Source organism: Ignavibacteriales bacterium, assembly GCA_020635255.1.
Lineage (GTDB): Bacteria > Bacteroidota > Ignavibacteria > Tepidaquicellales > Tepidaquicellaceae > JAEYVS01.
In genome coordinates this window covers 573,041-595,000 of sequence record JACKAC010000001.1, presented here as the reverse complement: position 1 = coordinate 595,000, position 21,960 = coordinate 573,041, and the positions used below count along the sequence as shown (strand labels likewise).

At 43.3% G+C, this 21,960-nt stretch carries 17 protein-coding genes and 1 riboswitch; all 17 genes read right to left on the bottom strand.

Annotation, left to right across the window (positions count from 1 at the left end; all coding sequences use genetic code 11):
* Window positions 1-346: 346 nt before the first annotated feature.
* The 17 genes from H6614_02740 to H6614_02660 all read right to left on the bottom strand — a co-directional run bounded on the left by H6614_02740 (window position 347) and on the right by H6614_02660 (window position 21,960).
* Complete coding sequence (locus H6614_02740) at window positions 347-1,342, bottom strand: NAD(P)-dependent glycerol-3-phosphate dehydrogenase (GenBank protein ID MCB9242570.1); 996 nt, start codon at window positions 1,340-1,342, stop codon at window positions 347-349.
* A gap of 12 nt (window positions 1,343-1,354) precedes the next feature.
* Window positions 1,355-2,047 carry a glycerol-3-phosphate 1-O-acyltransferase PlsY gene (gene plsY / locus H6614_02735; GenBank protein MCB9242569.1) on the bottom strand — a complete coding sequence of 231 codons (693 nt, stop codon included), beginning with the start codon at window positions 2,045-2,047 and terminating at the stop codon, window positions 1,355-1,357.
* A gap of 94 nt (window positions 2,048-2,141) precedes the next feature.
* Complete coding sequence (locus H6614_02730) at window positions 2,142-3,056, bottom strand: DUF4340 domain-containing protein (GenBank protein MCB9242568.1); 915 nt, start codon at window positions 3,054-3,056, stop codon at window positions 2,142-2,144.
* Between the two features lie 13 nt (window positions 3,057-3,069).
* Window positions 3,070-4,767 (bottom strand): GldG family protein, encoded by a 1,698-nt coding sequence (locus H6614_02725; GenBank protein ID MCB9242567.1) that lies wholly within the window; start codon window positions 4,765-4,767, stop codon window positions 3,070-3,072.
* A gap of 30 nt (window positions 4,768-4,797) precedes the next feature.
* Complete coding sequence (locus H6614_02720) at window positions 4,798-5,505, bottom strand: ABC transporter permease subunit (GenBank protein MCB9242566.1); 708 nt, start codon at window positions 5,503-5,505, stop codon at window positions 4,798-4,800.
* A 7-nt stretch (window positions 5,506-5,512) separates the two neighbouring features.
* Window positions 5,513-6,457, bottom strand: coding sequence for an ATP-binding cassette domain-containing protein (locus tag H6614_02715; protein ID MCB9242565.1), 945 nt, complete (start codon window positions 6,455-6,457; stop codon window positions 5,513-5,515).
* A gap of 115 nt (window positions 6,458-6,572) precedes the next feature.
* On the bottom strand, window positions 6,573-7,595 hold the full coding sequence (gene rfbB / locus H6614_02710) for a dTDP-glucose 4,6-dehydratase (GenBank protein MCB9242564.1): 1,023 nt from the start codon (window positions 7,593-7,595) through the stop codon (window positions 6,573-6,575).
* A gap of 8 nt (window positions 7,596-7,603) precedes the next feature.
* A complete protein-coding gene (locus H6614_02705) occupies window positions 7,604-8,323 on the bottom strand; it encodes a hypothetical protein (GenBank protein MCB9242563.1) in 720 nt (239 codons plus the stop codon).
* Window positions 8,324-8,507: 184 nt separating this feature from the next.
* The gene (metH, locus tag H6614_02700; protein ID MCB9242562.1) at window positions 8,508-12,164 is read right to left on the bottom strand and encodes a methionine synthase; all 3,657 of its coding nucleotides are present in this window, start codon (window positions 12,162-12,164) and stop codon (window positions 8,508-8,510) included.
* An 87-nt stretch (window positions 12,165-12,251) separates the two neighbouring features.
* Window positions 12,252-12,359, bottom strand: a riboswitch (SAM riboswitch).
* A gap of 96 nt (window positions 12,360-12,455) precedes the next feature.
* Complete coding sequence (gene ftsZ, locus H6614_02695; GenBank protein MCB9242561.1) at window positions 12,456-13,688, bottom strand: cell division protein FtsZ; 1,233 nt, start codon at window positions 13,686-13,688, stop codon at window positions 12,456-12,458.
* Between the two features lie 63 nt (window positions 13,689-13,751).
* Entirely contained in the window at window positions 13,752-15,065 is a 1,314-nt protein-coding gene (ftsA, locus tag H6614_02690) for a cell division protein FtsA (GenBank protein MCB9242560.1), read from the bottom strand.
* Window positions 15,016-15,855, bottom strand: a complete 840-nt coding sequence (locus tag H6614_02685) for an FtsQ-type POTRA domain-containing protein (protein ID MCB9242559.1) — start codon at window positions 15,853-15,855, stop codon at window positions 15,016-15,018. The genes ftsA and H6614_02685 overlap by 50 nt, the downstream gene beginning before the upstream one ends.
* A 2-nt stretch (window positions 15,856-15,857) precedes the next feature.
* Window positions 15,858-17,264, bottom strand: coding sequence for a UDP-N-acetylmuramate--L-alanine ligase (locus tag H6614_02680; GenBank protein MCB9242558.1), 1,407 nt, complete (start codon window positions 17,262-17,264; stop codon window positions 15,858-15,860).
* Complete coding sequence (gene murG, locus H6614_02675; protein MCB9242557.1) at window positions 17,265-18,350, bottom strand: undecaprenyldiphospho-muramoylpentapeptide beta-N-acetylglucosaminyltransferase; 1,086 nt, start codon at window positions 18,348-18,350, stop codon at window positions 17,265-17,267.
* Window positions 18,350-19,492, bottom strand: coding sequence for a cell division protein FtsW (locus H6614_02670; protein MCB9242556.1), 1,143 nt, complete (start codon window positions 19,490-19,492; stop codon window positions 18,350-18,352). Before H6614_02670 ends, murG begins: the two co-directional genes overlap by 1 nt.
* 2 nt (window positions 19,493-19,494) lie before the next feature.
* Window positions 19,495-20,844: a UDP-N-acetylmuramoyl-L-alanine--D-glutamate ligase gene (locus H6614_02665; protein MCB9242555.1), complete on the bottom strand. Its 1,350-nt coding sequence runs from the start codon at window positions 20,842-20,844 to the stop codon at window positions 19,495-19,497.
* Between the two features lie 6 nt (window positions 20,845-20,850).
* On the bottom strand, window positions 20,851-21,960 hold the full coding sequence (locus H6614_02660; GenBank protein ID MCB9242554.1) for a phospho-N-acetylmuramoyl-pentapeptide-transferase: 1,110 nt from the start codon (window positions 21,958-21,960) through the stop codon (window positions 20,851-20,853).

The following is a 21,960-nucleotide window of genomic DNA, read 5'->3' as shown; positions in this document are numbered from 1 at the left end:
TAAATTATCCTATGCACACTAAACTTTTGTATGCTTTTTAGAATTTTTGACGAGTGAAAAGTCAAAGAACTTGTCTAAAATCGACTGATTTACTTTTTCAGACGAATTACAAATATAATGGAATTTTTTTGATAAGTCAATGGACTAGGTAGGCAATTTTACAGAAATTTACTCCTAAGTACTTTGTGTTGACCTATACTCATAACCTATAAATTTAAGGATTAGTTCCAATACCTAAATTTTTCTAAAATCCTTAAATTTAAGCCAATTTCAAAGTCTTTTCAAAAGACCGTATTTATAACCAATTCAAGTATAAAATTCGTTCCCGGAAAATAAAAAAAAAATTTTATTCCGCTTTTAGTGTCCTGAGCATTAGCTCTTTTGTTGCCTCTACAGGGCTTTCCCCCTCGAATAGTATCTTATTGACTTTCTCTACTATAGGTATTTCCACGTTCTTTTTATGAGCCAGCTCCAGCGCAGACTTAGAGGTACTGACTCCTTCAGCCACCATCTTCATTCCCGACAGTATCTCATCGAGTTTTCTGCCCTTACCTATTTCCACACCAACGTGCCTGTTACGTGAATGCTCCGACGCGCATGTTACTATCAAGTCGCCGATACCGCTTAGCCCGTAAAAAGTATCCTTCTCCGCGCCAAGAGTACGACCCAGTCTCATTATTTCGCTGATACCCCTTGTCATAATGGCGGCTTTAGTATTATCACCAAAACCCGCTCCATCCGATATACCTGCGGCAATAGCTATGACGTTTTTCAACGCGCCGCCTGTCTCTACTCCCACAACATCCCTGCTTGAGTAAACCCTGAAGTATTCATTCGAAAAGATCCTCTGTACGGTCTCCGCAATACCCACATCCCGCGACCCGCATACCACAGCCGTAGGGATCCTCCTTGAAACTTCCTCCGCATGCGAGGGTCCCGAGAGTGCGGCTATATTGTTAGGATTGACTTTCTTAAAAATGTCTTCTACGATCTCATTTACGAGAAGCATAGTACCGATCTCTATGCCCTTGGAAACATTGAGGATGATCCTGTTTCCAAAATCAAAATCTTTTAATGACTCGAATGACCCTCTTATGAACTGCGTCGGCGTGGATATTACTAAAAGTTCTCCGGATTCCGCAGCAGATAATAGATCATTTGTTATATTAATACTTTTGGGAATATTGATTTTTGGAAGGAAATAGAAATTTTCCCTGAACTTTCTCATCGTTTCGGCATAATCGGGATTGTATTCCCATAACGTCACATTATGCCCGTTTTCGTTTAATAGAATAGCAAGCGTTGTGCCCCAGCCACCGGCACCGAGTACAGAGACATTCATTAGAAAGAGAATTTAGGGTTTAAGAGGAGTTTTGATCTTAAACAGCCGTATGAGCCACAGATTTTTGAACTGGTTCTCGTTTCCGTACAGAAGCCGTTTAATATTTGTCCTGTGATTATAAATTATGAATACGGACACCGCTATTGTAAAGAATATGAGTGTATTATACCCGTATATACCCACGTCAAAGAAGTTTTCCCGTATGAACATTATAATAGGCAGAAAGACTGCCGCTATAATGGAACCAAGTGAAACATAGCCCGATGAAATGAGGATAAGTAGAAATACCCCTACAGTAAGAAGAACATCCACCGGCGCCAGAGAAATAAATACACCCAACCCCGTATTGATACCTTTTCCCCCCTTGAAATTCGCAAACACGGAAAATGTATGACCGATAACAGCCGCAGAACCTGCCATTATCTTTATAAGCGTGATATCCTCAAATGGAGTCTGATTTTTGAATGGAAGTACATCGTAGAAGAAAGTAGAAACAATAAGCACAACAACGAGCCCTTTAGCAATATCCAGGATCTGTACAAGCAGTCCCAGAGGCAGTCCCAGCGTCCTGATGGCATTCGTGGAGCCTAGATTACCACTGCCGTAATTTCTTACATCGATACCTTTGAATACCTTCCCTATTATCAGTGCGAAAGGTATCGAACCCACTAAATAACTAGCTATTAATAATACACCTAGTGTCATTTTATTCTTTTTGCCCTCGGTTTATAAAAATCCCACATCAATAAATTTAAACAAAATAAAGCAAAAAAACATTCACCGAATAATTATCTAGTTATTACTTCTTCGATAGCTCAGTCTTCGTCTTTATCACGTTCTTGCCCAGAGCCTCATTGAAAAGAAATACCTGGTCATTTCCCGACACCTTTAGCAGATAGTTCACATTCAGTGAATCACCCTGCTTTAGGAAGTTTAGATCGGTAGAATTACCGCCCCAGGTAACTTTTACTTTATCAGTATACTGTGTTTCAGGACCAAGTACTGTATCCTTAAATGTCTGTGTGTTAAAATCCTGAAGTATATTGAGAACCCCGGCAACAACACCTGAATCAGCAGGAGCACCATCTATATAGTACTTTCCAGTAGAGTCTTTTGTAACAGTATATGACCCTGAAGGAGTTTCATATTGTATCAAATTCACACTCGTAGCCGGTATGGAAGTTATCCTGAGATCTCTCCATGATTCCAGCGTTGGCCTTACGAAATTATTCCTGAGGAAATTCTTCGCGAGATAGATCTCATCCTTATCCGGAACCTTTATATAGGTTTGGTTAGGTGCATCGGGTGTCTTCCCGATATCGAATGATCCAACGAGATTACCGCTCTGGTAAACCGAGACAGTAACCTTAGCTGAGTCGTCCAGTCCGAAATCCTTTTTGTTTTCCGGATTCTTTGAAACTATACTTAATACCTGGTAATTTTTTAGATCGGATAGGACCGCGCCTATGAACTCTTGATTGACCTTGTAGTTTACAGGTTCGACCAGCTCCCAGGTTCCGGCATTGTTTTTCATTGCTATCTTTTTGCCGTCCTGCATGATCTCCAGCCTGTCGACTGCAGCAGAATCGAATTCATATATCTTCGTCGAAATTTTATCGGTCGAAGACCTCTGGTCAGACTTTGTCAGAAAGTATGCTATTAGAACAAGAACAGCTAAAACGCCTGCCAGTATAAATAATCTGTTTTTTTCCATGTTGCTTTAAACGTTATTCGGATTCTTCAGCTTGTAATTTTTTCCTTCTGGATTTTCTTCTATCCCAAATAAAGAAGCCCACCAATAACACCAATACAGGCGGGAATATCAAATTGAAATATCTTACAAATCTCTTTGTATCGTCTGATTCATCCTCTATTGGAGCTTCCGAAAATGCTTTACCCCTGATCTCGGATAGACCTGCGTCATCAGCAAGATATTCGACCATGTTCAGGAAGAATACAAGGTTTCCAATTGTCTGAGCATTGTTTTCATCTATAAAATCCGCGTCACCAACTGCTAATATCCTGCCCGGCTTTTCAGATTGAGACTTATGGACCACATTGAATGTCGCTGAGCCCTCGGATGTATCTTGAGGCTGTGGTTTGTCGTTATAAAAACTTGTAAAAGTACCTTCATACACTGCGCCCATCAAAAGCCCGCTCAATCCGAATAAAGTATCGATGGCTTCCTGTGGGAGGTTATTAAACTGATTCTCATTTAATATATAAAATCCTGTTGCGATGCCAGATTTTTCGGAGCTTTTAAATAACGGAGTAATAGTAAGATTCTTGCCTGCCGCCACCGATGTATCCAGCGAACTTGCGAACTGTAGTATAACTTCGTTCAGCTTCGAGAATGCACCAATATCATGATTTATGTCTGTGATCTTTGGAAAATAGAAATATGGTTGGAGTATATTCATACCCATCTGTGACCTTTGCTGAATGTAACCGCATTGTAGGTCCCTCACAAGGTCATCACTTACCTTTATACCATAGTTAGCAAGCATATCGTCGAGCCCCGTATTCACAGGTTCACCCATAACGATCTGTTGCTGGAAGTTTGGTGCAACCTTATTCATCAAGAATGCAACATTCTTTCCTCTCATTATAAACTGATCGATGAGATACTTCTGAGCCTCTGGGATTTCGGATTTTGGTCCTAAGACTAAAAGTACGTCAACGTCGTCCGGTACCGGCTTATTCAAAGAAAGATCGACTGCCTGTATGTCATACTGTGCCGAAAGCGCCTGGTTTAATCTCTGCATACTTGATAGATCGTACTCTCCGTGTCCGTTTACAAATCCGATCTTTTTCTTTTTCTCTGTTGATATCTGTAAGATACGGCTCGTTATGTCATACTCTAGATTTTCGGGAGACTGCACAAATGGAATGGATTCGGTTTTTCCTTTGTAGAAAAGTACAATACCTACCATACCGTTTACGACTTCCATCTTGCCCTGGTTGGTAACCTGGAATTGAACAGGCTGGATACCGTACCCTTTTGCCTCTTCGATAACCGGTTGATCCGACTCGTTTTCCAGGGAAATATTTATATACTCATAGTTAAGTTTACCGTCTGAAAGTGACCTGTAATCTTCAAGAACGTCCTTTACCTGCCTGCCGAGGTTGTTTACCGGTGGAGGAAGGTTTTCACTGACGTATGCCTTTATGACTATATTGTCATTAAGGTTCTTTATTATATCGTCGCTGACCTGTGATAATGTGTAGGACTTGTTCTTGGTTAGGTCAACCCTTGTGAAGAGTTGGTTTGTAATTATATTTACAACTACAATGATAGCAATAATGATAACGGTCTTTATGATCGCGTCCCTTCTGACGTCGTTCTTTTTAACCGGGGCAGACTCTACTGCATCCTGCTCTTCATTGGTTGTATTCTCTTCGTTTGTATTTTTCTCTTCAGCCATCTGAAATAAAAACTTTTTTAGTTTAAAATATTACCATTTTCTTTTATCGAGGGAGAGCCTTGTCAGTATAAGGAATATTGATATTCCGCTGAAGTAATAGATAAGGTCTCTTGTATCGAGCACTCCCCTCTGTATGCTGGAAAAGTGATAACTTGTGCTGATATATTGTAAAATTGATGCGATCGTTGTCGGCAGATAGTTCAAAACATAGTTCAATAGATAAAGAACGAATATGAATAGAAAACTAAGGATTGCCGCAATTATCTGGTTTTCTGTCAGAGACGATGTAAAGATTCCTATGCTGATATACACACCTGCCATGAGGAATAATCCAACGTATCCCGCAAAGACTGTACCATAATCGACCGGTCCGAGAAACGATAGCGTGATAACATAGACTACCGTTGGGAGCATTGTAAAGAATGTCAATGCCAGTGTAGCAAGGAATTTTCCGATAATTATATCATAATCTGTGATCGGTCTGGTAAGAAGAAGTTCGATAGTACCTATCTTTTTCTCCTCAGCAAAAGACCTCATCGTGATTATAGGAACGAAGATAACAAATATGAACGGGATAACACTGAATACAACCCGCATAGTTATCACTCCGTTCAGGAAAAGCTCATTGGTAAAATACCATCCCGTTATTCCCAGAAAAACCATCATTATAATGTACGCGACAGGAGTGGTAAAATAGGATACCAATTCTTTTCTTGTAATGGTTAGGATATTATGCATACTTCGATTAATTTATGGTTAATTGTCTGAATATATCCTCGAGAGAAGTTTCTTCCTGGTGCAGTTCGAGAATAACGGCGTTTCTTGCGCCCATTTTTTTGAATAATCCCTCTCTAATATCGGATCCCTTTTGCGCTCTTATTTCGAATACTATCTCTTTGTCGTTTTCGGATTTGACTTTGGCTTTCTCCACATAGTGAACGGATTCTATATCTTTGATCAGCTCATCTTTTGAAGGAGCGCCTTCTTTTTTGATTGTCAAAATTACATCGACCTGTCCTTTGAATTTAGCCTGAAGCTGGTCCGGGGTTCCGTCTGCGACTATTTCACCATTGGCTATAATGAGAACCCTGTCGCATGTAGCCTGTACTTCCTGCAATATGTGTGTAGAAAGGATAAGGGTTTTTTCCTTACCAAGCTCTTTGATCAACTTTCTGATCTCGCCGATCTGATTAGGATCGAGACCTGATGTTGGTTCATCAAGGATAAGTACTTCCGGATCATGGATCATCGCCTGAGCAAGTCCAACTCTCTGTCTGTAACCTTTTGACAGCTCTCCAATGTCTTTGTGCATCATTTCTCTTAGACCGCACTTCTTTATAATTCTAGGAAGCGCTTCATCTATCTTCGCCTGTTCCATACCTTCCAGCCTTGCGCAGTATATCAGGTAATCCACAACATTCATATCCAGGTAAAGGGGATTGGATTCCGGGAGATAACCGATCTTTTTCCTTACACCGATCGAATTCTTTTCGGTATCTTCACCGTTCACAGTGATGGTTCCTTCTGTCGGTGTTAGGTAAGTGGTGATCATCTTCATTGTAGTTGACTTCCCGGCTCCATTTGGTCCGAGAAAACCAACGATCTCACCTGTCCTTATTTCAAAGGAAATGTCCTTTACCGCGGCAGTGTCGCCGTAGTATTTTGTTAGATTTTCTACTTTTATTGACATAATTTTTCCAATTAAACCAATAAATTATAAGTATAAATTTTAAGTTGCAAACCAAAATGGATTCAATAAAGCTGACTTTACTTCATGGTAGCATGGGATTAAGGTACAGATTTAATTATATCTTATCGGAATAATTCATTTCATAATACTTGAGATATTCACCGCTCATAACCTTTCTCCACCAATCTTCATTCTCTAAATACCAGTTAATAGTGAGCTTAATGCCCTCTTCAAAATTATGCTCCGGCTTCCAGCCCAGCTCTGTCATTATCTTTGTGGAATCTATGGCATAGCGTCTGTCATGCCCCGGACGGTCTTTTACATAAGTGATCATGTCTTCACCCTTTCCCAGAGTCTTAAGGATAAGCTTAACGATATCTATATTATACCATTCATTATTTCCCCCAACATTATATACCTCACCAAGTCTTCCGTTTTCGAGCACGGTAAGTATCGCGGAACAATGGTCCTCGACGTACAACCAGTCGCGAACATTTTTACCATCACCGTAAACTGGGAGATTCTCACCGTCGATAGCTTTTGCTATCATGAGAGGGATGAGCTTTTCGGGAAATTGATATGGTCCGTAGTTATTCGAACAGCGTGTTATCAGCACCGGGAACTTATGCGTATGGTAATAAGCATTGCATAATAGATCGGCGGATGCCTTACTTGCCGAGTATGGACTGTTTGTTGTGATCGGTGTTTTCTCTATGAATAAAAGATCCTTTCTGTCTTCCGGCAGTGAACCGTAAACTTCGTCTGTCGATACCTGCAGAAATTTTTCAATACCGGCTTTCTTCGAAACATCGAGCAGGACCTGCGTACCGAGAATATTAGTGAGTATGAATTCTTTCGATGAAAGGATACTACGGTCTACATGTGACTCAGCCGCGAAATTTACGATCGTATCTATGCCATTCTCTGTAAGCGCTTTCTTAACTTCATCGACACTGCAGATATCGCCTTTTATAAACTTATAGTTAGGATTGTTCTCAATATCGGAAAGGTTTTCCAGGTTTCCGGCATAGGTCAGCTTGTCATAGTTAAAAACATTATAATCCGTATTTTTGAGGATGTACTTAACAAAGTTGCTTCCAATAAATCCGGCTCCTCCGGTAATAAGAATATTCTTCATCTAAAGTATTATTTAAAAAATAATCCGAAATTAAGACTGAAATCAAAAACCAGCCCGTCGGCTTTTATGCCCTTTGGAGCATCATCTATCTCTTCCCCGTTTTCGCCTGTCCAGCCCGAGTTAACACTGACCAGATACCCCGCGTTTATCTTAGCGTACAAATAGCTTTTTAGAAAAATACCGAGTCCTACTTTTGGGGTCGCAGAATAAAATCTTAATGCCATTGACCGGGAAATGTTTTGTGAGGATGAGGTATTCGTCAACTCGTTCCAGTTATTCGTCCAGCTGGTCGTACTATTCTTATATTGATATATGTCTATAACTAGTTGCCCCGTAGCTATCGTCGTTCCCGCCGTAAATTCAAATGTTTCACTAAGAGGTTTTACATATTCGAGACTGATTCCGCCATAACCTATTTTATAATTTACTCTTTTAGTAAAATTATCCGACGTCACGATCTTCGATTCCGTCGAAAACCCCGTTCCAAGTCCGCCTATCCTGAAGCCATCCAGCTTAGGCACGTCCATATATCCACCCCCGCCGATGGTAAAATAGCCATTCGTACTGATCTCCGGGAGACCTGAATTCCTCAATTGTGTATTAATATCATCCACCTGAGGTATCTGCCAGCCAATCATCGGACCCCCAAATAGTGAGAACTTCCCGAACTGCGAATAACCATTTGAAAAACCAACAAAAATCATTAATAATACAAGACTTACCCTCATTTTTTTGAGCATAGTAGTGGCTTTTTGTTAAAATATAGGCAAGCTATGTAAATTAGAGAATTAATTAAAGTAAGAAAATCGTGATGTGGAATAAGGCGGCTCCGTTGCCCCCAAGTTCATCGGGGCACCCCCGCTTTGCGGGGTCAGCGCCGCCTCCGGCGGCGCGCAACGGAGCCGCCTTTGTTTAATAAGCCAGATTCGCCCCTAACCAGCGCTCGACTTCCTCGACGCACATTCCCTTTCGCTCCGCATACTCCTTAACCTGGTCCAGTTGTATCTTACCGACACCAAAATACCTCGACTCCGGATGCGCGAAATATATCCCGCTCACCGACGCCGCCGGGTACATTGCCAGGCTCTCGGTAAGTTTCACGCCGGCGTTCTTATAGCCGTGAAGAAGTTCGAACAATGTCCGCTTCTCCGTATGATCCGGACACGCAGGGTAGCCCGGCGCCGGGCGGATGCCCTTATATTTTTCTGCGATAAGATCGTCGTTAGTTAAAACCTCGTCCGACGCATATCCCCAAAACTCCTTCCTGACCCGCTCGTGCATCAGTTCGGCAAACGCCTCAGCTAACCTGTCAGCCAGCGCTTTAAGAAGTATGGAATTGTAATCGTCGTGGTCTGCTTTAAACCTCTCCAGATGTTCCTCGATTCCCAGACCTGCCGTTACAACAAAACCGCCGATGTAGTCCCTGATTCCCGTTTCCTTCGGCGCGATGAAATCCGATAAAGAATAATTATATGTTCCCTTCGCTTTCTTGTTTTGCTGGCGAAGAGAGTGGAAGAATGTCCTGCTGGTCCCGTTCAAATATATCTCAATATCGTCCCCTACGGAATTTGCTGGCCACAAACCTATCGCTCCCTTTGCTGTCAGCCATTTTTCGGAAATGATCCTGTCCAGCATCGCATTGGCATCGGAATAAAGGCTCCGCGCTTGTTCTCCGACAGTCGGATCATCTAGTATATCGGGATACTTACCCGATAGCTCCCATGTCCTGAAGAACGGCGTCCAATCAATATATTCTCTAATCTCTTCCAATGAGTAATCATCGAACGATTTCACCCCTGTAAATTTCGGCTCGGTTATTTTCACTTTACTCCAGTCCGCTGTGAACCTGTTAGCCCTCGCATCTTCCAATGACACATATGACTTTGCCGTCTGGTTCTTAATATGGCGTGTCCTCAGATCGTCATATTCAGACTGCACATCTTTTATAAAAGCTCCCTTTTTATCACTCAGCAAACTGCCCACTACGGGAACAGACCTTGAAGCGTCAAGCACATGCACAGTTTGCGATCTCTTATAATTCTGCTCTATCTTAACCGCCGTGTGTATTTTTGATGTAGTCGCTCCGCCGATTAGAAGCGGTATATCGAACTTCTCTCGCTCCATCTCTTTTGCAACGTGAACCATCTCGTCGAGCGACGGCGTTATCAGCCCGCTCAAACCTATTATATCCACGTTCTCCGTCCTTGCCGCTTCAAGTATCTTCTCACTCGGTACCATCACCCCCAGATCGATCACTTCGTAATTATTACAGCCCAGCACTACACCAACGATATTTTTCCCGATGTCATGCACGTCACCCTTTACCGTTGCAAGAAGTATCTTGCCCTTCGACCTGGTAGCCTCATCCTTCTCGTCCTCGAGGTAAGGTAACAAATACGCAACCGCCTTCTTCATTACACGCGCGCTTTTTACGACCTGCGGCAGGAACATTTTCCCCGAACCAAACAAGTCTCCCACAATGTTCATACCATCCATTAGTGGTCCTTCTATCACTTTAATAGGTCTGCCGTACTTTTGACGTGCCTCCTCCGTATCCTCTTCTATATAGTCTGTTATACCTTTCACAAGCGAATGCGACAGACGTTTCTCAACCGGTTCCTTCCGCCAGCTGTCATCCTTTTTCTGTTCCTTACCCTTTCCTTTGACCTTCTCCGCGTATTCTACTAATTGCTCCGTAGCATCGAGCGTCCTGTTTAGGATTACATCCTCGACTCTCTTTAATAGCCCGTTCGGAATATCCTCATATACTTCCAGCATACCCGGATTAACAATTCCCATATCCATCCCGGCATTTACCGCGTGATATAAGAAAGCCGAATGCATCGCTTCACGAACGGGGTTATTCCCTCTGAAAGAGAAAGATAAATTGCTCACCCCACCGCTGACCAGCGCGCCCGGAAGATTTTTCTTTATCCACTTCGTCGCGTTTATATAATCGACAGCGTAATTATTATGCTCCTCTATACCCGTGGCAATTGCAAGAATATTCGGATCGAAGATTATGTCTTCAGGGTGAAAGCCAACCTCTTTAGTAAGTATATCATAAGCTCTCTTACAGATTTCTATTTTCCTCTCGAATGTATCTGCCTGCCCTTTCTCATCGAACGCCATCACTATGACTGCCGCGCCGTACATTTTCACTTTCTCAGCGTATTCCTTGAATTTCTCCTCACCCTCTTTTAGCGAAATAGAATTTACAACACTTTTTCCCTGCGTGCATTTAAGTCCCGCTTCTATCACAGACCACTTGGATGAATCGATCACGATCGGAAGTTTTGCGATATCCGGCTCCGCCCCGACCAGATTCAGGAACCTCGTCATTGACGCTTCGGAATCAAGCATACCTTCGTCCATATTTACGTCGATCATCTGCGCTCCGCCCTCGACCTGGTGTCTTGCTACTGAAAGCGCTTCCTCGAAATCATCTTCTTTGATCAGCCTAAGAAACTTCGCAGAACCCGTTACATTCGTCCTCTCCCCAATGTTCGTAAAGTTACTTCCCTTATATATAGTTAATGGCTCCAGCCCGCTGAATCTCGGTAGCCTTTCGATTACCGGGGGTTTTCTCGGCGGATACTTCTTGGCAATATCAGCTATCGCCTTTATATGTTCCGGCGTAGTACCACAGCACCCGCCTACGATATTTACAAGTCCTTCCTGCAAGAACTCTTCTATGCTTTGAGCCATTGTTTCAGGAGTCTCGTCATATTCTCCAAACTGGTTCGGTAATCCCGCATTTGGATGCGCGCTGACGAAAAGATCCGACTTATCCGATAGCTCCTGCACGTATGTAAAAAGCTGGTCCGCTCCCAGTGCGCAGTTCAGACCGATCGAAAGCAGGTCCATATGACTCATCGAGATCATAAATGCTTCTGTTGTCTGTCCGGAAAGCGTTCGTCCGCTCTTATCGGTGATCGTTCCCGATACCATCACGGGAAGTTTGACATTTTTCTCTTTAAAATATTTCTGGATCGCAACTAACGCTGCTTTAGCGTTAAGCGTATCGAATATCGTCTCAACCAATAAAAGATCCACTCCTCCCTCGACTAACGCGGACACCTCTTCATAATATGACTCGACAAAATCATCGAAAGTAGCTGATCTGAAACCCGGATTATTAACGTCCGGTGAAATGGAAGCTGTCTTATTAGTCGGTCCTACCGAACCCGCGACGAACCGAGGTTTGTCGGGTTCAGCATTAGTAAATTCGTCCGCGACCTCCCTGGCTAGCAATGCCGCCTGGTAGTTTATTTCGTATGCATGGTCTTCCAATCCGTAATCGGCTTGAGAAATACTTGTTGCAGTAAATGTGTTTGTCTCGATAATATCCGCGCCCGCTTTGAAATACTCTGCGTGGATCTCTTTAACTATATGCGGTTGAGTGATCGAGATTAGATCATTGTTCCCTTTTAGAGGCTTTGGATGATCTTTAAATTGCTCGCCCCTGTAATCCTCCTCCGACAGCTTGTAGCGCTGTATCATTGTCCCCATTGCGCCGTCCAGGATAAGGATCCTCTCTTTTAATATTTCTTTTATGTCTTTGCTCATAGATTTATGCCAAAAAAAAATCTCTACCGGCATCAGTAGAGATTTGTATAATAGAAAGTTTTTCTTTTCGATTAACTAAATCCTACTGACTCATCTTTTTTCCGATACGGAAAATAGGAATTGGCACCTTTCCTTTTATTCGGACGGTTGCCAAGGCTTCACAGGGCCTAGTCCCTCCACCTTTCTTAATAAGTCAGATTTATTGAGAACTAAAGTAAAAGCAAATTAATTTAGTTAAATCGAATATGCAACAGAAAAAAATTGGTGCTAAATGTTTAACTAATTAATTGCTTAATCCATTTGCCTTCTCAAAAAGGCAGGTTTCTTGAAATCTTCGTTAAAGTCGAATTCGCTGAAACCCAGATCATCATCGTCATCTGATATTGTATCTTTGATATCTTCCTCACTGAGATCATCGTTAATGTTTATTTTTCTCCTCTTTATTGCGGGTTCGTCATACTGCGCAAGCTCTTCCGGGGTCGGGATCTTTGTTATCTTACCTGTATCCGGGAATATGATATTTTCCTGTACCACCATGTCGGAATCATCATCCTTGCTTTGTGTTGCACCACGGAATCCCGTTGCGATAACCGTAACCATTATCTCGTCACCCATATCTTCGTCATCTACTACACCGAAGATGTATTTTGCGTCCTCACCTGCTTCACCCTGAATAAGATCGTTGATCTTTTCAATCTCGGACATCTTAATGTTTCCGTTACTGCAGATGTTCGTAAGGACACATGCTGATCCTGTAATATCGATTTCTTCTAAAAGCGGGTTTGAAAGAGCATCCTTAGCGGATTTTAAAGCTCTCTCGTCGCCTGAAGCAAGACCGGTACCTATCATTGCATCGCCCATGTCTTTCATTATCGTGCGGACATCGGCAAAGTCTACGTTGATCTCACCTGTCTTTGTAATGATCTGTGAAATTCCTCTCGTTGCATTGTATAAAACTCTGTCAGCCATCTCGAATGCTTCTCTCTTTGTGGTATCCCCTGTTATAAGATCGAATATCTTCTGGTTAGGGATCACGATGAGACTATCGACTTCATCCTTTAAATTCTCGATACCCGAAACTGCCTGCTGAAGCCTTGGTTTACCCTCGAATTTGAACGGGGTCGTTACAATTGCCACCACGAGCGCGTTCATGCTTTTTGCTATGCGCGCAAGTTCGGGAGCACCACCAGTACCGGTACCTCCTCCCATTCCTGCAGTTACAAAAACCATGTCACTGCCCGATAGAGCTCTTTCGATCTCGTCCCTATTCTCTTCGACTGCCTTCTTGCCCGTCTCGAAGTTCATGCCTGCACCGAGACCGTTCGTAAGGTTTTTCCCGATCTGGATTTTAAGATCGGCTTTACTGTTCTCCAATGCCTGGAGATCGGTGTTTACTGCAATGAACTCAACACCCTCTATACCTTTTTGCACCATGGTATTGAGAGCATTTCCGCCGCCGCCGCCTACGCCTACTACGCGGATCTTGGCATTACCTCGTTCGTTGGTAAGTAATCTAATTGCCATTTTTTGTTGCCCTTTCTATTATGTTTGACTTGCTGATTATTTGATTGCTTTTTTTTAACTTATTTAGAGTTCGTCGAACCACTCCTTTATTTTTGAAAATATATTCTTCATGTTGACGTTCTTCTTTTTCCTGTCCACCGATCCGGCTTTCTCGAATACCGGCTTATCGTCGTCATGAAGTGACTTATACCTATAAAGCACCAGCCCTACTCCCGTCGCGAATATCGGACTTTCAACTTCCTTTATTAGTCCGCCCGTAAGCCCCGTCGGAATACCGAGGTTCACGTCCGTTCCCATGATGCCCTCGGCTAATTCCTTCGTGCCCTTTACCAGCGAACCTCCGCCTGTCACTACTACCCCCGCGTGAAGCTCATTCGCTATCATCGAATTTTGTATCTCTATCGCCGCCAGTTCGAATATATCCTGCATCCTTGCTTGTATTATCCTCGCTAGTATGCTCTTCCTGGTCTTCTTCGGAACCTTGCCCTTTATAGCCTCTACCGTGATTATATCATCATTCAATATCTCGCCGACAGTTGCGTACCCGTATTCCCTCTTTATCCTTTCTGCTTCGCTCTCTGCTATGCCGAGCGCTTCCACTATATCGTTCGTTACCAGGTTTCCGGCTATACCGATACCCGCTGTGTATTTCAATACTCCCTTCTTAAACACCGCTATATCAGTTGTACCTCCGCCTATATCTATCATCGCCACACCCACCTTCTTCTCCGTCTCATCCAGCACCGAATATGATGATGCGATTGGCTCCAGCACAATATCATCTATATGCACACCACAGCTCGTCACACATTTCGAGAGATCGTCTATCGATGAGACCAGCCCTGTGATGATGTTCACCTTCGCTTCCAGCCTCACCCCAAACATCCCCACCGGAGTCTCGAATATACCGTCCTTACCATCTATTATATACTCCTGCGGTATAACGTCTATAATCTTTGTATCGCTCGGCAGTTTCATTATCCTTGCCTGCTCGATCAGTCGCTCTATGTCCTCTTCCTGTATCACACGGTCGGGATTGTTTATCCCCACGGTACTGCTCGACTGTATGCACCTTATGTGATGCCCCGCAATACCCACCGTTACGGAATCAATCTCCACACCGGAGTTCAATTCCGCCTCGTCCAGAGCTTTCTGGATCGAATCTATGGTCTTGTGAGGATTTACCACTATCCCCCTGTGAAGCCCATCCGATGGAGCCATTCCTATGCCCAGTATATCCAGCTTATTATCCTTACCTGCACGCGCTACTATCACGCAGATCTTTGTAGTACCTACGTCCAGCCCGACAATTATCTCGTCGTTTGATTTAGATTTTTTCTTTTTGGGACTCATTTTTCTCCCTCTGGGACTCTTCATCCCCTTGAGTTATGATATTTCGTTTATAATTAACCACTACCTGGTTTGAAAATCTCAGATCTACGTACATTATATCCTTCTGGCTCCCCAGTATCTTCTCGCAAAACTCCTGGTATACATCAAGCTTTTCTTTCAGCAGATCCTGATACTCTTTATCCACTATACTCTTACCTTTGATCCTAGGGAAATAAAACGGCACTCCCATTTCATTCGAATAAACTATCACCTTCTCCGAATCCGACATATTCACCTCGGATATCTCATAAAGCACCGACTTCCCCTCTCTCCTCGCATTCGTAATAATGAACGCCGCTATCCGTAGGTCCTCCTCGTCCAGCTTATCCGGGTCAATCTTCGTCGGCTTTACCTTTAACCCACTTATTACGGGCATATCGAACATCTTCTCGTAATTATTGAACGGAAATATCTCCAGCTCGTTATCTATAAGCTTAACCTCACTGCCTGTGTTCAGTACCGCTATCGGATTCTTCTCGATGATCTGTATCTTAAGCTCTGCCGGTGGTTCTTTACTTACGAAGACTTTCTTGATCTCCGGATGCTCAGCTATCCTGTCCTGAATCAGGTCTATATTCAGCTCGTCCACATTTATAGTGCTGTCATCCTTTATCCTTGCCGCCGCGAGTATCTCATTCCTGTCTATCGTGTAATTCCCTTCGACAGTTATCTTCGTAAATACCTCGTCATTCCTCCACTTATTGGCAAGGAACACCGTCGACGCTATCAGCGCCACGACCAGCAGTGCAAGCACCCCTATTTTCTTTATTGACATATTCATGCCGTATGTGCCATTTCGTTTCTCTTTTCCAAAAGACTCACGAATTCATTACAATAATTGGTGATCGTACCCGCTCCCTGGAATATTATATAGTCGCCCTTCTTTATGTTATCATACAGCATTGAGTAGATCTCCTGTTCGTTTTGAATGTAAAATGCTTTCTTTTTTTCTCTTTCTGAAAGATCGTTCAATATCATTTCGCTCGTCACCCCTTCTATCGGAGCTTCCCTTGCAGGGTATATCTTTGCAAGGATGAGTATATCGTTTTTTTTTAGAGCCTCTGCGAACTCCTTGTGAAAATCCCTCGTTCTCGAATACAAATGAGGCTGAAAAACTGTTATTATTCTTTTCGGCTTCATCCTCTTCACTGCGTCCATCGTTGCGTTTATTTCCGTCGGGTGATGCGCGTAGTCATCGAAGACCTTCACCTTTCCGTCGTACTTCAGCTCCAGTCTCCTCTGCACCCCTTTGTACGTTTCCATGCTTTTCTGGAATCCGCCGAACTTTATCCCGGCTATTCTCGCTGCGATGCGGGTGGCTGAAGCGTTTAGTATGTTATGTTCGCCGAAAATATGTAAATGAACTTCCTTCTTTCTTAATAAAAATCTCACACCATCCTTTGAATACTTTATCTGCCGTATCCTGTAATCGTTATCCTTTTCAAGCCCGTAATACATCGCTTCCTTGATACCGCTCATCTCTACAACTCCCCTCATGTTCTCATCGTCTCCGCAGGCAACTATCTTCCCATCCTTTTTCAGATTTTTGCAGAAGTCTGCGAAAGCCTTCTTCATGTCGGCGAAACTGCTGTAAATGTCCGAGTGATCGTATTCCACGTTCGTTATCACTGCTACGTCCGGTTTCAGCCTGTGAAAGCTCCTGTCATACTCATCCGCTTCTACCACTGCGTACTTGCCGTTACCGATCCTGCTCGACGCTCCTTCCAGAAAGCTCACGTTTCCCCCGACAAAAACCGTAGGATCGTAATCGTTATCTAAGAGAACCTTCGCTATCATCGAAGTTGTCGTCGTCTTTCCATGAGTGCCTGCTACTGCTATCAGGTACATCCCGTTAACTATATGACCGAGCATCTCCGCCCTCTTTATCATCTTCATTCCGTATGCCGCCGCCTTCTTAAATTCCGGGTTGTCATCATGTACCGCCGCCGTGTAAACCACAAGGTCTGTGTCCTGGTGCAGGTATTCTCCGGTATGCCCTTCCGATATTTTTGCGCCCAGGCTGTGAAGCCTCGCTGTTATGTCAGTAAGCGTCATGTCACTGCCCGAAACTTCGTAACCCTTTCTCAATAGATACTCCGCTATCCCGCTCATCCCTATTCCGCCAATACCGATCAAATGTATCTTCTTCACGCCATTTAATATTTCTATATCCGGCTGTGACATCTACGCAACGAGCTTTAAGGCTTCATCCGCGATCTTCTCCGCGGCTTGTGGATCGGAGAACTGTCTTATGTTCTCCCTCATTTCATTTAAAAGAACGTCATTCGATAAAGTACTTTGTATCGTCTCAAACAGTTTTTCTTTTAACTCATTTTGTTCCAGTACCAATCCTGCTTTCGCTCTCTCTATTGTTCTTGCGTTTTTTTCTTGATGGTTCTCCGCCGCGAATGGATACGGTATCAAAAGCGCTGCCAAACCAAGTGTCGAAAGCTCCATAATACTGCTGATGCCTGCCCTGCAAACGACGAGGTCCGCAATGCTGTATGCATGCCCTATATGTTCTATGAACTCGTACACCTTTACATCCTGGCTATCGTCATTATATTTCTCATGCAGTCTGTCAAAATCCGTCTTCCCTGTCTGCCAGATAATGTTAATGTTCATTTCTCTCAGCTTATCGATTATATTCTCGACCGCTTCATTGATTCCCTTTGCTCCCTGGCTGCCCCCGAAAATAAACAGGGTTCTTTTCCCGCTGTCCAGTCCGAATAATTCATATGCTTCTTCTTTTGAAACCCTGCTCAGTGAAGCCCTGACCGGATGAGAAAATCTTATTATATTTTCTTTTCTCTTTAAATGAGCGCGCGTTTCTTCAAAATTTATCACTACCCTGCTGACATACTTCGATAGGAACTTCGTTACCTTGCTCGGATATGAGTCACCGCCCTGTATAAGTGTTGGAATACCCATTTTAGACGCCGCGTATATCGCGGGCAGGCTCGAATAACCGCCTGTGCCGATTGCCACGTCGGGACCAAATTCTCTTATTATTTTCCTGCAATCTTTCACTGCCCCTAATATCTTTATCGGTAATGTTATGTTCTTAAAAAAATTCTTTCTGTCTAACCCCTTTATCGTAATTGTCTTTAGTTCAAATCCGTTATCCGGTACTATCTTTTCTTCAATCTTTCCCTTAGCTCCTACAAAAAGTATCCCTGCATTTTCATCCCGCTTCATTATCTCGTCGGCGATCGCTATCGCCGGGTATATGTGCCCTCCGGTTCCTCCGCAGGCAAAAAGTACTTTCATTAAATGTTGAGTACCTCCCCTTCGGGTTCTTCCGCAAACGTCGTCTTCGGCTCATTCCTGAATGAGGAAATGTTCAGCAGTATTCCTATCGCTATCGAATTAATTATCATCGCCGTACCTCCGTAGCTTATAAAAGGCATCGGCACACCCGTCGTCGGAGCGATCCCCGTTGAAACGAACATGTTTATTACGGCATAAGCTGTTATTACCGCCGTTATACCGAAAGAAACATATCTTCCAAAATCGTCCTTTATCTCCTTCGACACTTTAAATCCTCTGAACATTATCACCATGAAAAGCATAAGCACTGCCATAGTTCCTATAAATCCGTATTCTTCACCTATAATAGAGTAAATAAAGTCACCATGCGCTTCCGGCAGGAAGAATTCCCTTTGTAGTGAATTTCCTGGTCCGATTCCGAATAGCCCGCCGTTACCGAATCCTATTATCGCCTGGTACAGCTGGTAATTCGAATCACCGCCCCCGGTATATTCCGCATGCGATGTTATCCTGTCTATAATGTATGCCTTGGAAAGAACGAATATTATTCCGAGCGGTATTAGAGCAACTATCGTGTACATAATGTGCTTCTTCTTCACATTCGAATTAAACAATATCAGTATTCCCGTTCCAAAAATTATCAGCGAAGTCGAGAAGTTAGGCTGTAGCGCCACAAGTCCCGTTACAAGCAATAGATAGAATAATATCGGCAGATATCCTCTGTAAAGCATCCACGCGTAATCTTTCTTTTTAACCAGTAACGCGGATATGTAAATGAGCAGTGTGAACTTTGCCAGGTCCGAAGGTTGAAAGCTGAACGGGCCTATGAATATCCATCTTGCCGCGCCTTTTACACTGCTTTGACCGCCGATAAATATATACAGCAGGAGCAGTATGGAAACTATTATCAACGGCTTTGCCGCGTCCTGTAGATATCTGTAATCTATTTTCGCAAAAAGGAAAATAAAAAAGATCGATACTATAACTCTTAACGCATGCTGTTTGAATAAATACATTGGGTCCGAAAACTCATCCAACGCAAAAGAGGAGCTCGCGCTGTAAACCGCCCCAATGCTGAATATAAGTAGGAATAGTACAGGCAGTAATATCCAGATGTCTATTTTTCCTCTTTCTTCGTTCATTACTATAATGAGTTAACTATTCTTTTAAATTCTCTTCCTCTTTCTTCGAAATTGTTGAACATATCGAAGCTCTTGTATGCCGGTGAAAGCAATACCACATCACCCGGCTGTGCTTCACTATGTGCTTTCGTTACTGCATCCTCAAATGTACCGCTCACATCCGTTAATTCGCCAAAATTCTCCTTCACAAATTCCTTTGAATCTCCTACCGCTATTATTTTTTTAACTCTGTCTTTCACGATACTCTTTATTTCATCGAAGTTTGCGCTTCCGTACCCCCCTAATATCAGTACAATGTTGTTATCGAAGCTCATCAGCGCCATCTTTGTCGATTCCACGTTCGTTGCCTTGGAATCGTTGTAAAACCTTACTCCGTTTAATTCCCTCACAAACTCTATCCTGTGTTCGACACCTTTAAAGGTTCTTAATGTTTCTCTAATTACATCGAAGCTCACTCCAAACTCGATGGCAGAGATTATTCCCGCCATCGAGTTGTAAACATTATGGAGTCCCTTAATGAAAATCTCGTTTGTATTTATTACCGCTTCGTTCATTTCTTTATTATAGTAATAAATTGTTTCTCCTTCTAAATAACACCCTTCATCGCTCTCTCCCTTTATCATTCCAAATCCTGCTTTCCTTGCTCTCAAGTTCCCCAGATTCTTTATAATTTCTGCGTCATCTTCATTGTAAACGAATAGGTCGCTCTCATTCTGGTTCATCGTTATCTTCATCTTGGCATTCATGTAATTTTCTCTCGTCTTATGCCAGTCCAGGTGATCATCTTTAAAATTTAAGAACACTGCCGCTCTCGGCTTAAACTCTTCTATACTGTCCAGCTGGAAACTGCTTACTTCCAGCACCACCACCGAATCCTTTGTTACTTCCGGTATCACCTCCGAAAAAGCCAGCCCGACATTCCCGCAGACTTTCACGTCCTTGCCCGCGTTCTTAAGCATTTCCCCGGTCAGTACTGTTGTCGTCGTCTTACCGTTCGTTCCCGTTATTGCTATTATGGGAGCTTCACAAAACCAGTACCCCGCTTCTATCTCACTCACAACCTTTTTGCCTCTGCTGACAGCACCTGTTATCACTGCGCTGTCCGGCGGTATCCCCGGGCTCTTGATAAAAACATCGTTGTCGAAAACCTTTTCACTGTGTTCGCCTATCTCGTATTCAATTCCTTCCTTTTCCAGCAGTCCCGCATCCAGGTAAGCAAGTTTTTCGGGGGGATTAGAGTCGCTGAGAAAGACTTTCGCGCCTGCCTTTTTAAGAAGCTTCGCGATTCCTATTCCGCTCCTCCCTGCTCCCAAAATTGTAAAAGAACTATTTCTTATCTCGTCTAACTTCAATTTTTTCTATCTCAACTTAAATGTTGCCAGTGTGACTATAGCAAGTATTACGGCAATAATGTAAAACCTCATCACGATCTTCGGCTCCGGTACACCCGTCATTTCGAAATGGTGATGCACAGGTGCCATTTTGAATATCCTTCTCCCCTCGCCGTACTTCTTCTTCGTGTACTTGAAATAATATCTCTGTAATATCACCGTTAGTGCTTCGACGAAGAAGATCCCTCCCAATATCGGCAGGAGGAATTCCTTCTTCACCAGTATACTTAGAGCCCCGACTGCCCCGCCCAGTGCCAACGAACCTGTGTCACCCATAAAGACCTGGGCGGGATAAGCATTAAACCATAAAAACCCAAGAGCAGCGCCGGCTAAAGCAGTGCAAAATACCGAAAGTTCACCGGCACCCTTGAGATAAATGATGTCGAGGTAATCAGCCGTTAGAATGTTCCCTGACACATAAGCAATTATTCCGAGCGTTAGCACCACAATTCCCACCGTCCCCGTTGCTAGTCCATCCAGTCCGTCTGTCAGGTTTACCGCGTTTGACGTCGCTATAATAATGAAGATTATTATAGGTATATAAAAGATCGAGAAATCGAATTCCACACCCTTTAAAAACGGTATCGTCGTTATCGTATTAATACTATCGAACTGAGGCGCGAAATATATCACCAGCGCCATCACCAGCCCCACCAAAAACTGCCCCAGCAGCTTATACTTCGCAACCAGCCCCTTCTTGTAATGCTTGATCACTTTCAAATAATCATCCGTAAATCCCACCACGCCCAGTGAAATAGTCACAAAAAGGATTATCAAAACATAAATGTTGCCCAGGTTTCCCCATAAAAGAACGGGTACCAGCGAGGATATAAGTATTATCAGACCGCCCATCGTCGGTGTACCGGCTTTCGACCAGTGAAATTCCGGCCCGTCTTCCTTCTTCGCTTCACCGATCTGCTTTTTTTGCAGGATCTTTATTATCTTAGGTCCTACAAAAAAACCAATGAGAAGCGCAGTTATCGCCGATAGTGCCGCTCTGAATGTGATGAACTGGAACACATCGAATCCTGGTGGACTGTATGTCGCGTTGATGTATTCCGCCAGATAATAGAGCAT

Bases quoted from the DNA above. Each gene is read 5' to 3' on its own strand.
- H6614_02740 (MCB9242570.1), bottom strand. From the start codon at position 1,342: ATGAATGTCTCTGTACTCGGTGCCGGTGGCTGGGGCACAACGCTTGCT.
- plsY (MCB9242569.1), bottom strand. From the start codon at position 2,047: ATGACACTAGGTGTATTATTAATAGCTAGTTATTTAGTGGGTTCGATA.
- H6614_02730 (MCB9242568.1), bottom strand. From the start codon at position 3,056: ATGGAAAAAAACAGATTATTTATACTGGCAGGCGTTTTAGCTGTTCTT.
- H6614_02725 (MCB9242567.1), bottom strand. From the start codon at position 4,767: ATGGCTGAAGAGAAAAATACAAACGAAGAGAATACAACCAATGAAGAG.
- H6614_02720 (MCB9242566.1), bottom strand. From the start codon at position 5,505: ATGCATAATATCCTAACCATTACAAGAAAAGAATTGGTATCCTATTTT.
- H6614_02715 (MCB9242565.1), bottom strand. From the start codon at position 6,457: ATGTCAATAAAAGTAGAAAATCTAACAAAATACTACGGCGACACTGCC.
- rfbB (MCB9242564.1), bottom strand. From the start codon at position 7,595: ATGAAGAATATTCTTATTACCGGAGGAGCCGGATTTATTGGAAGCAAC.
- H6614_02705 (MCB9242563.1), bottom strand. From the start codon at position 8,323: ATGAGGGTAAGTCTTGTATTATTAATGATTTTTGTTGGTTTTTCAAAT.
- metH (MCB9242562.1), bottom strand. From the start codon at position 12,164: ATGAGCAAAGACATAAAAGAAATATTAAAAGAGAGGATCCTTATCCTG.
- ftsZ (MCB9242561.1), bottom strand. From the start codon at position 13,688: ATGGCAATTAGATTACTTACCAACGAACGAGGTAATGCCAAGATCCGC.
- ftsA (MCB9242560.1), bottom strand. From the start codon at position 15,065: ATGAAGAGTCCCAGAGGGAGAAAAATGAGTCCCAAAAAGAAAAAATCT.
- H6614_02685 (MCB9242559.1), bottom strand. From the start codon at position 15,855: ATGTCAATAAAGAAAATAGGGGTGCTTGCACTGCTGGTCGTGGCGCTG.
- H6614_02680 (MCB9242558.1), bottom strand. From the start codon at position 17,264: ATGTCACAGCCGGATATAGAAATATTAAATGGCGTGAAGAAGATACAT.
- murG (MCB9242557.1), bottom strand. From the start codon at position 18,350: ATGAAAGTACTTTTTGCCTGCGGAGGAACCGGAGGGCACATATACCCG.
- H6614_02670 (MCB9242556.1), bottom strand. From the start codon at position 19,492: ATGAACGAAGAAAGAGGAAAAATAGACATCTGGATATTACTGCCTGTA.
- H6614_02660 (MCB9242554.1), bottom strand. From the start codon at position 21,960: ATGCTCTATTATCTGGCGGAATACATCAACGCGACATACAGTCCACCA.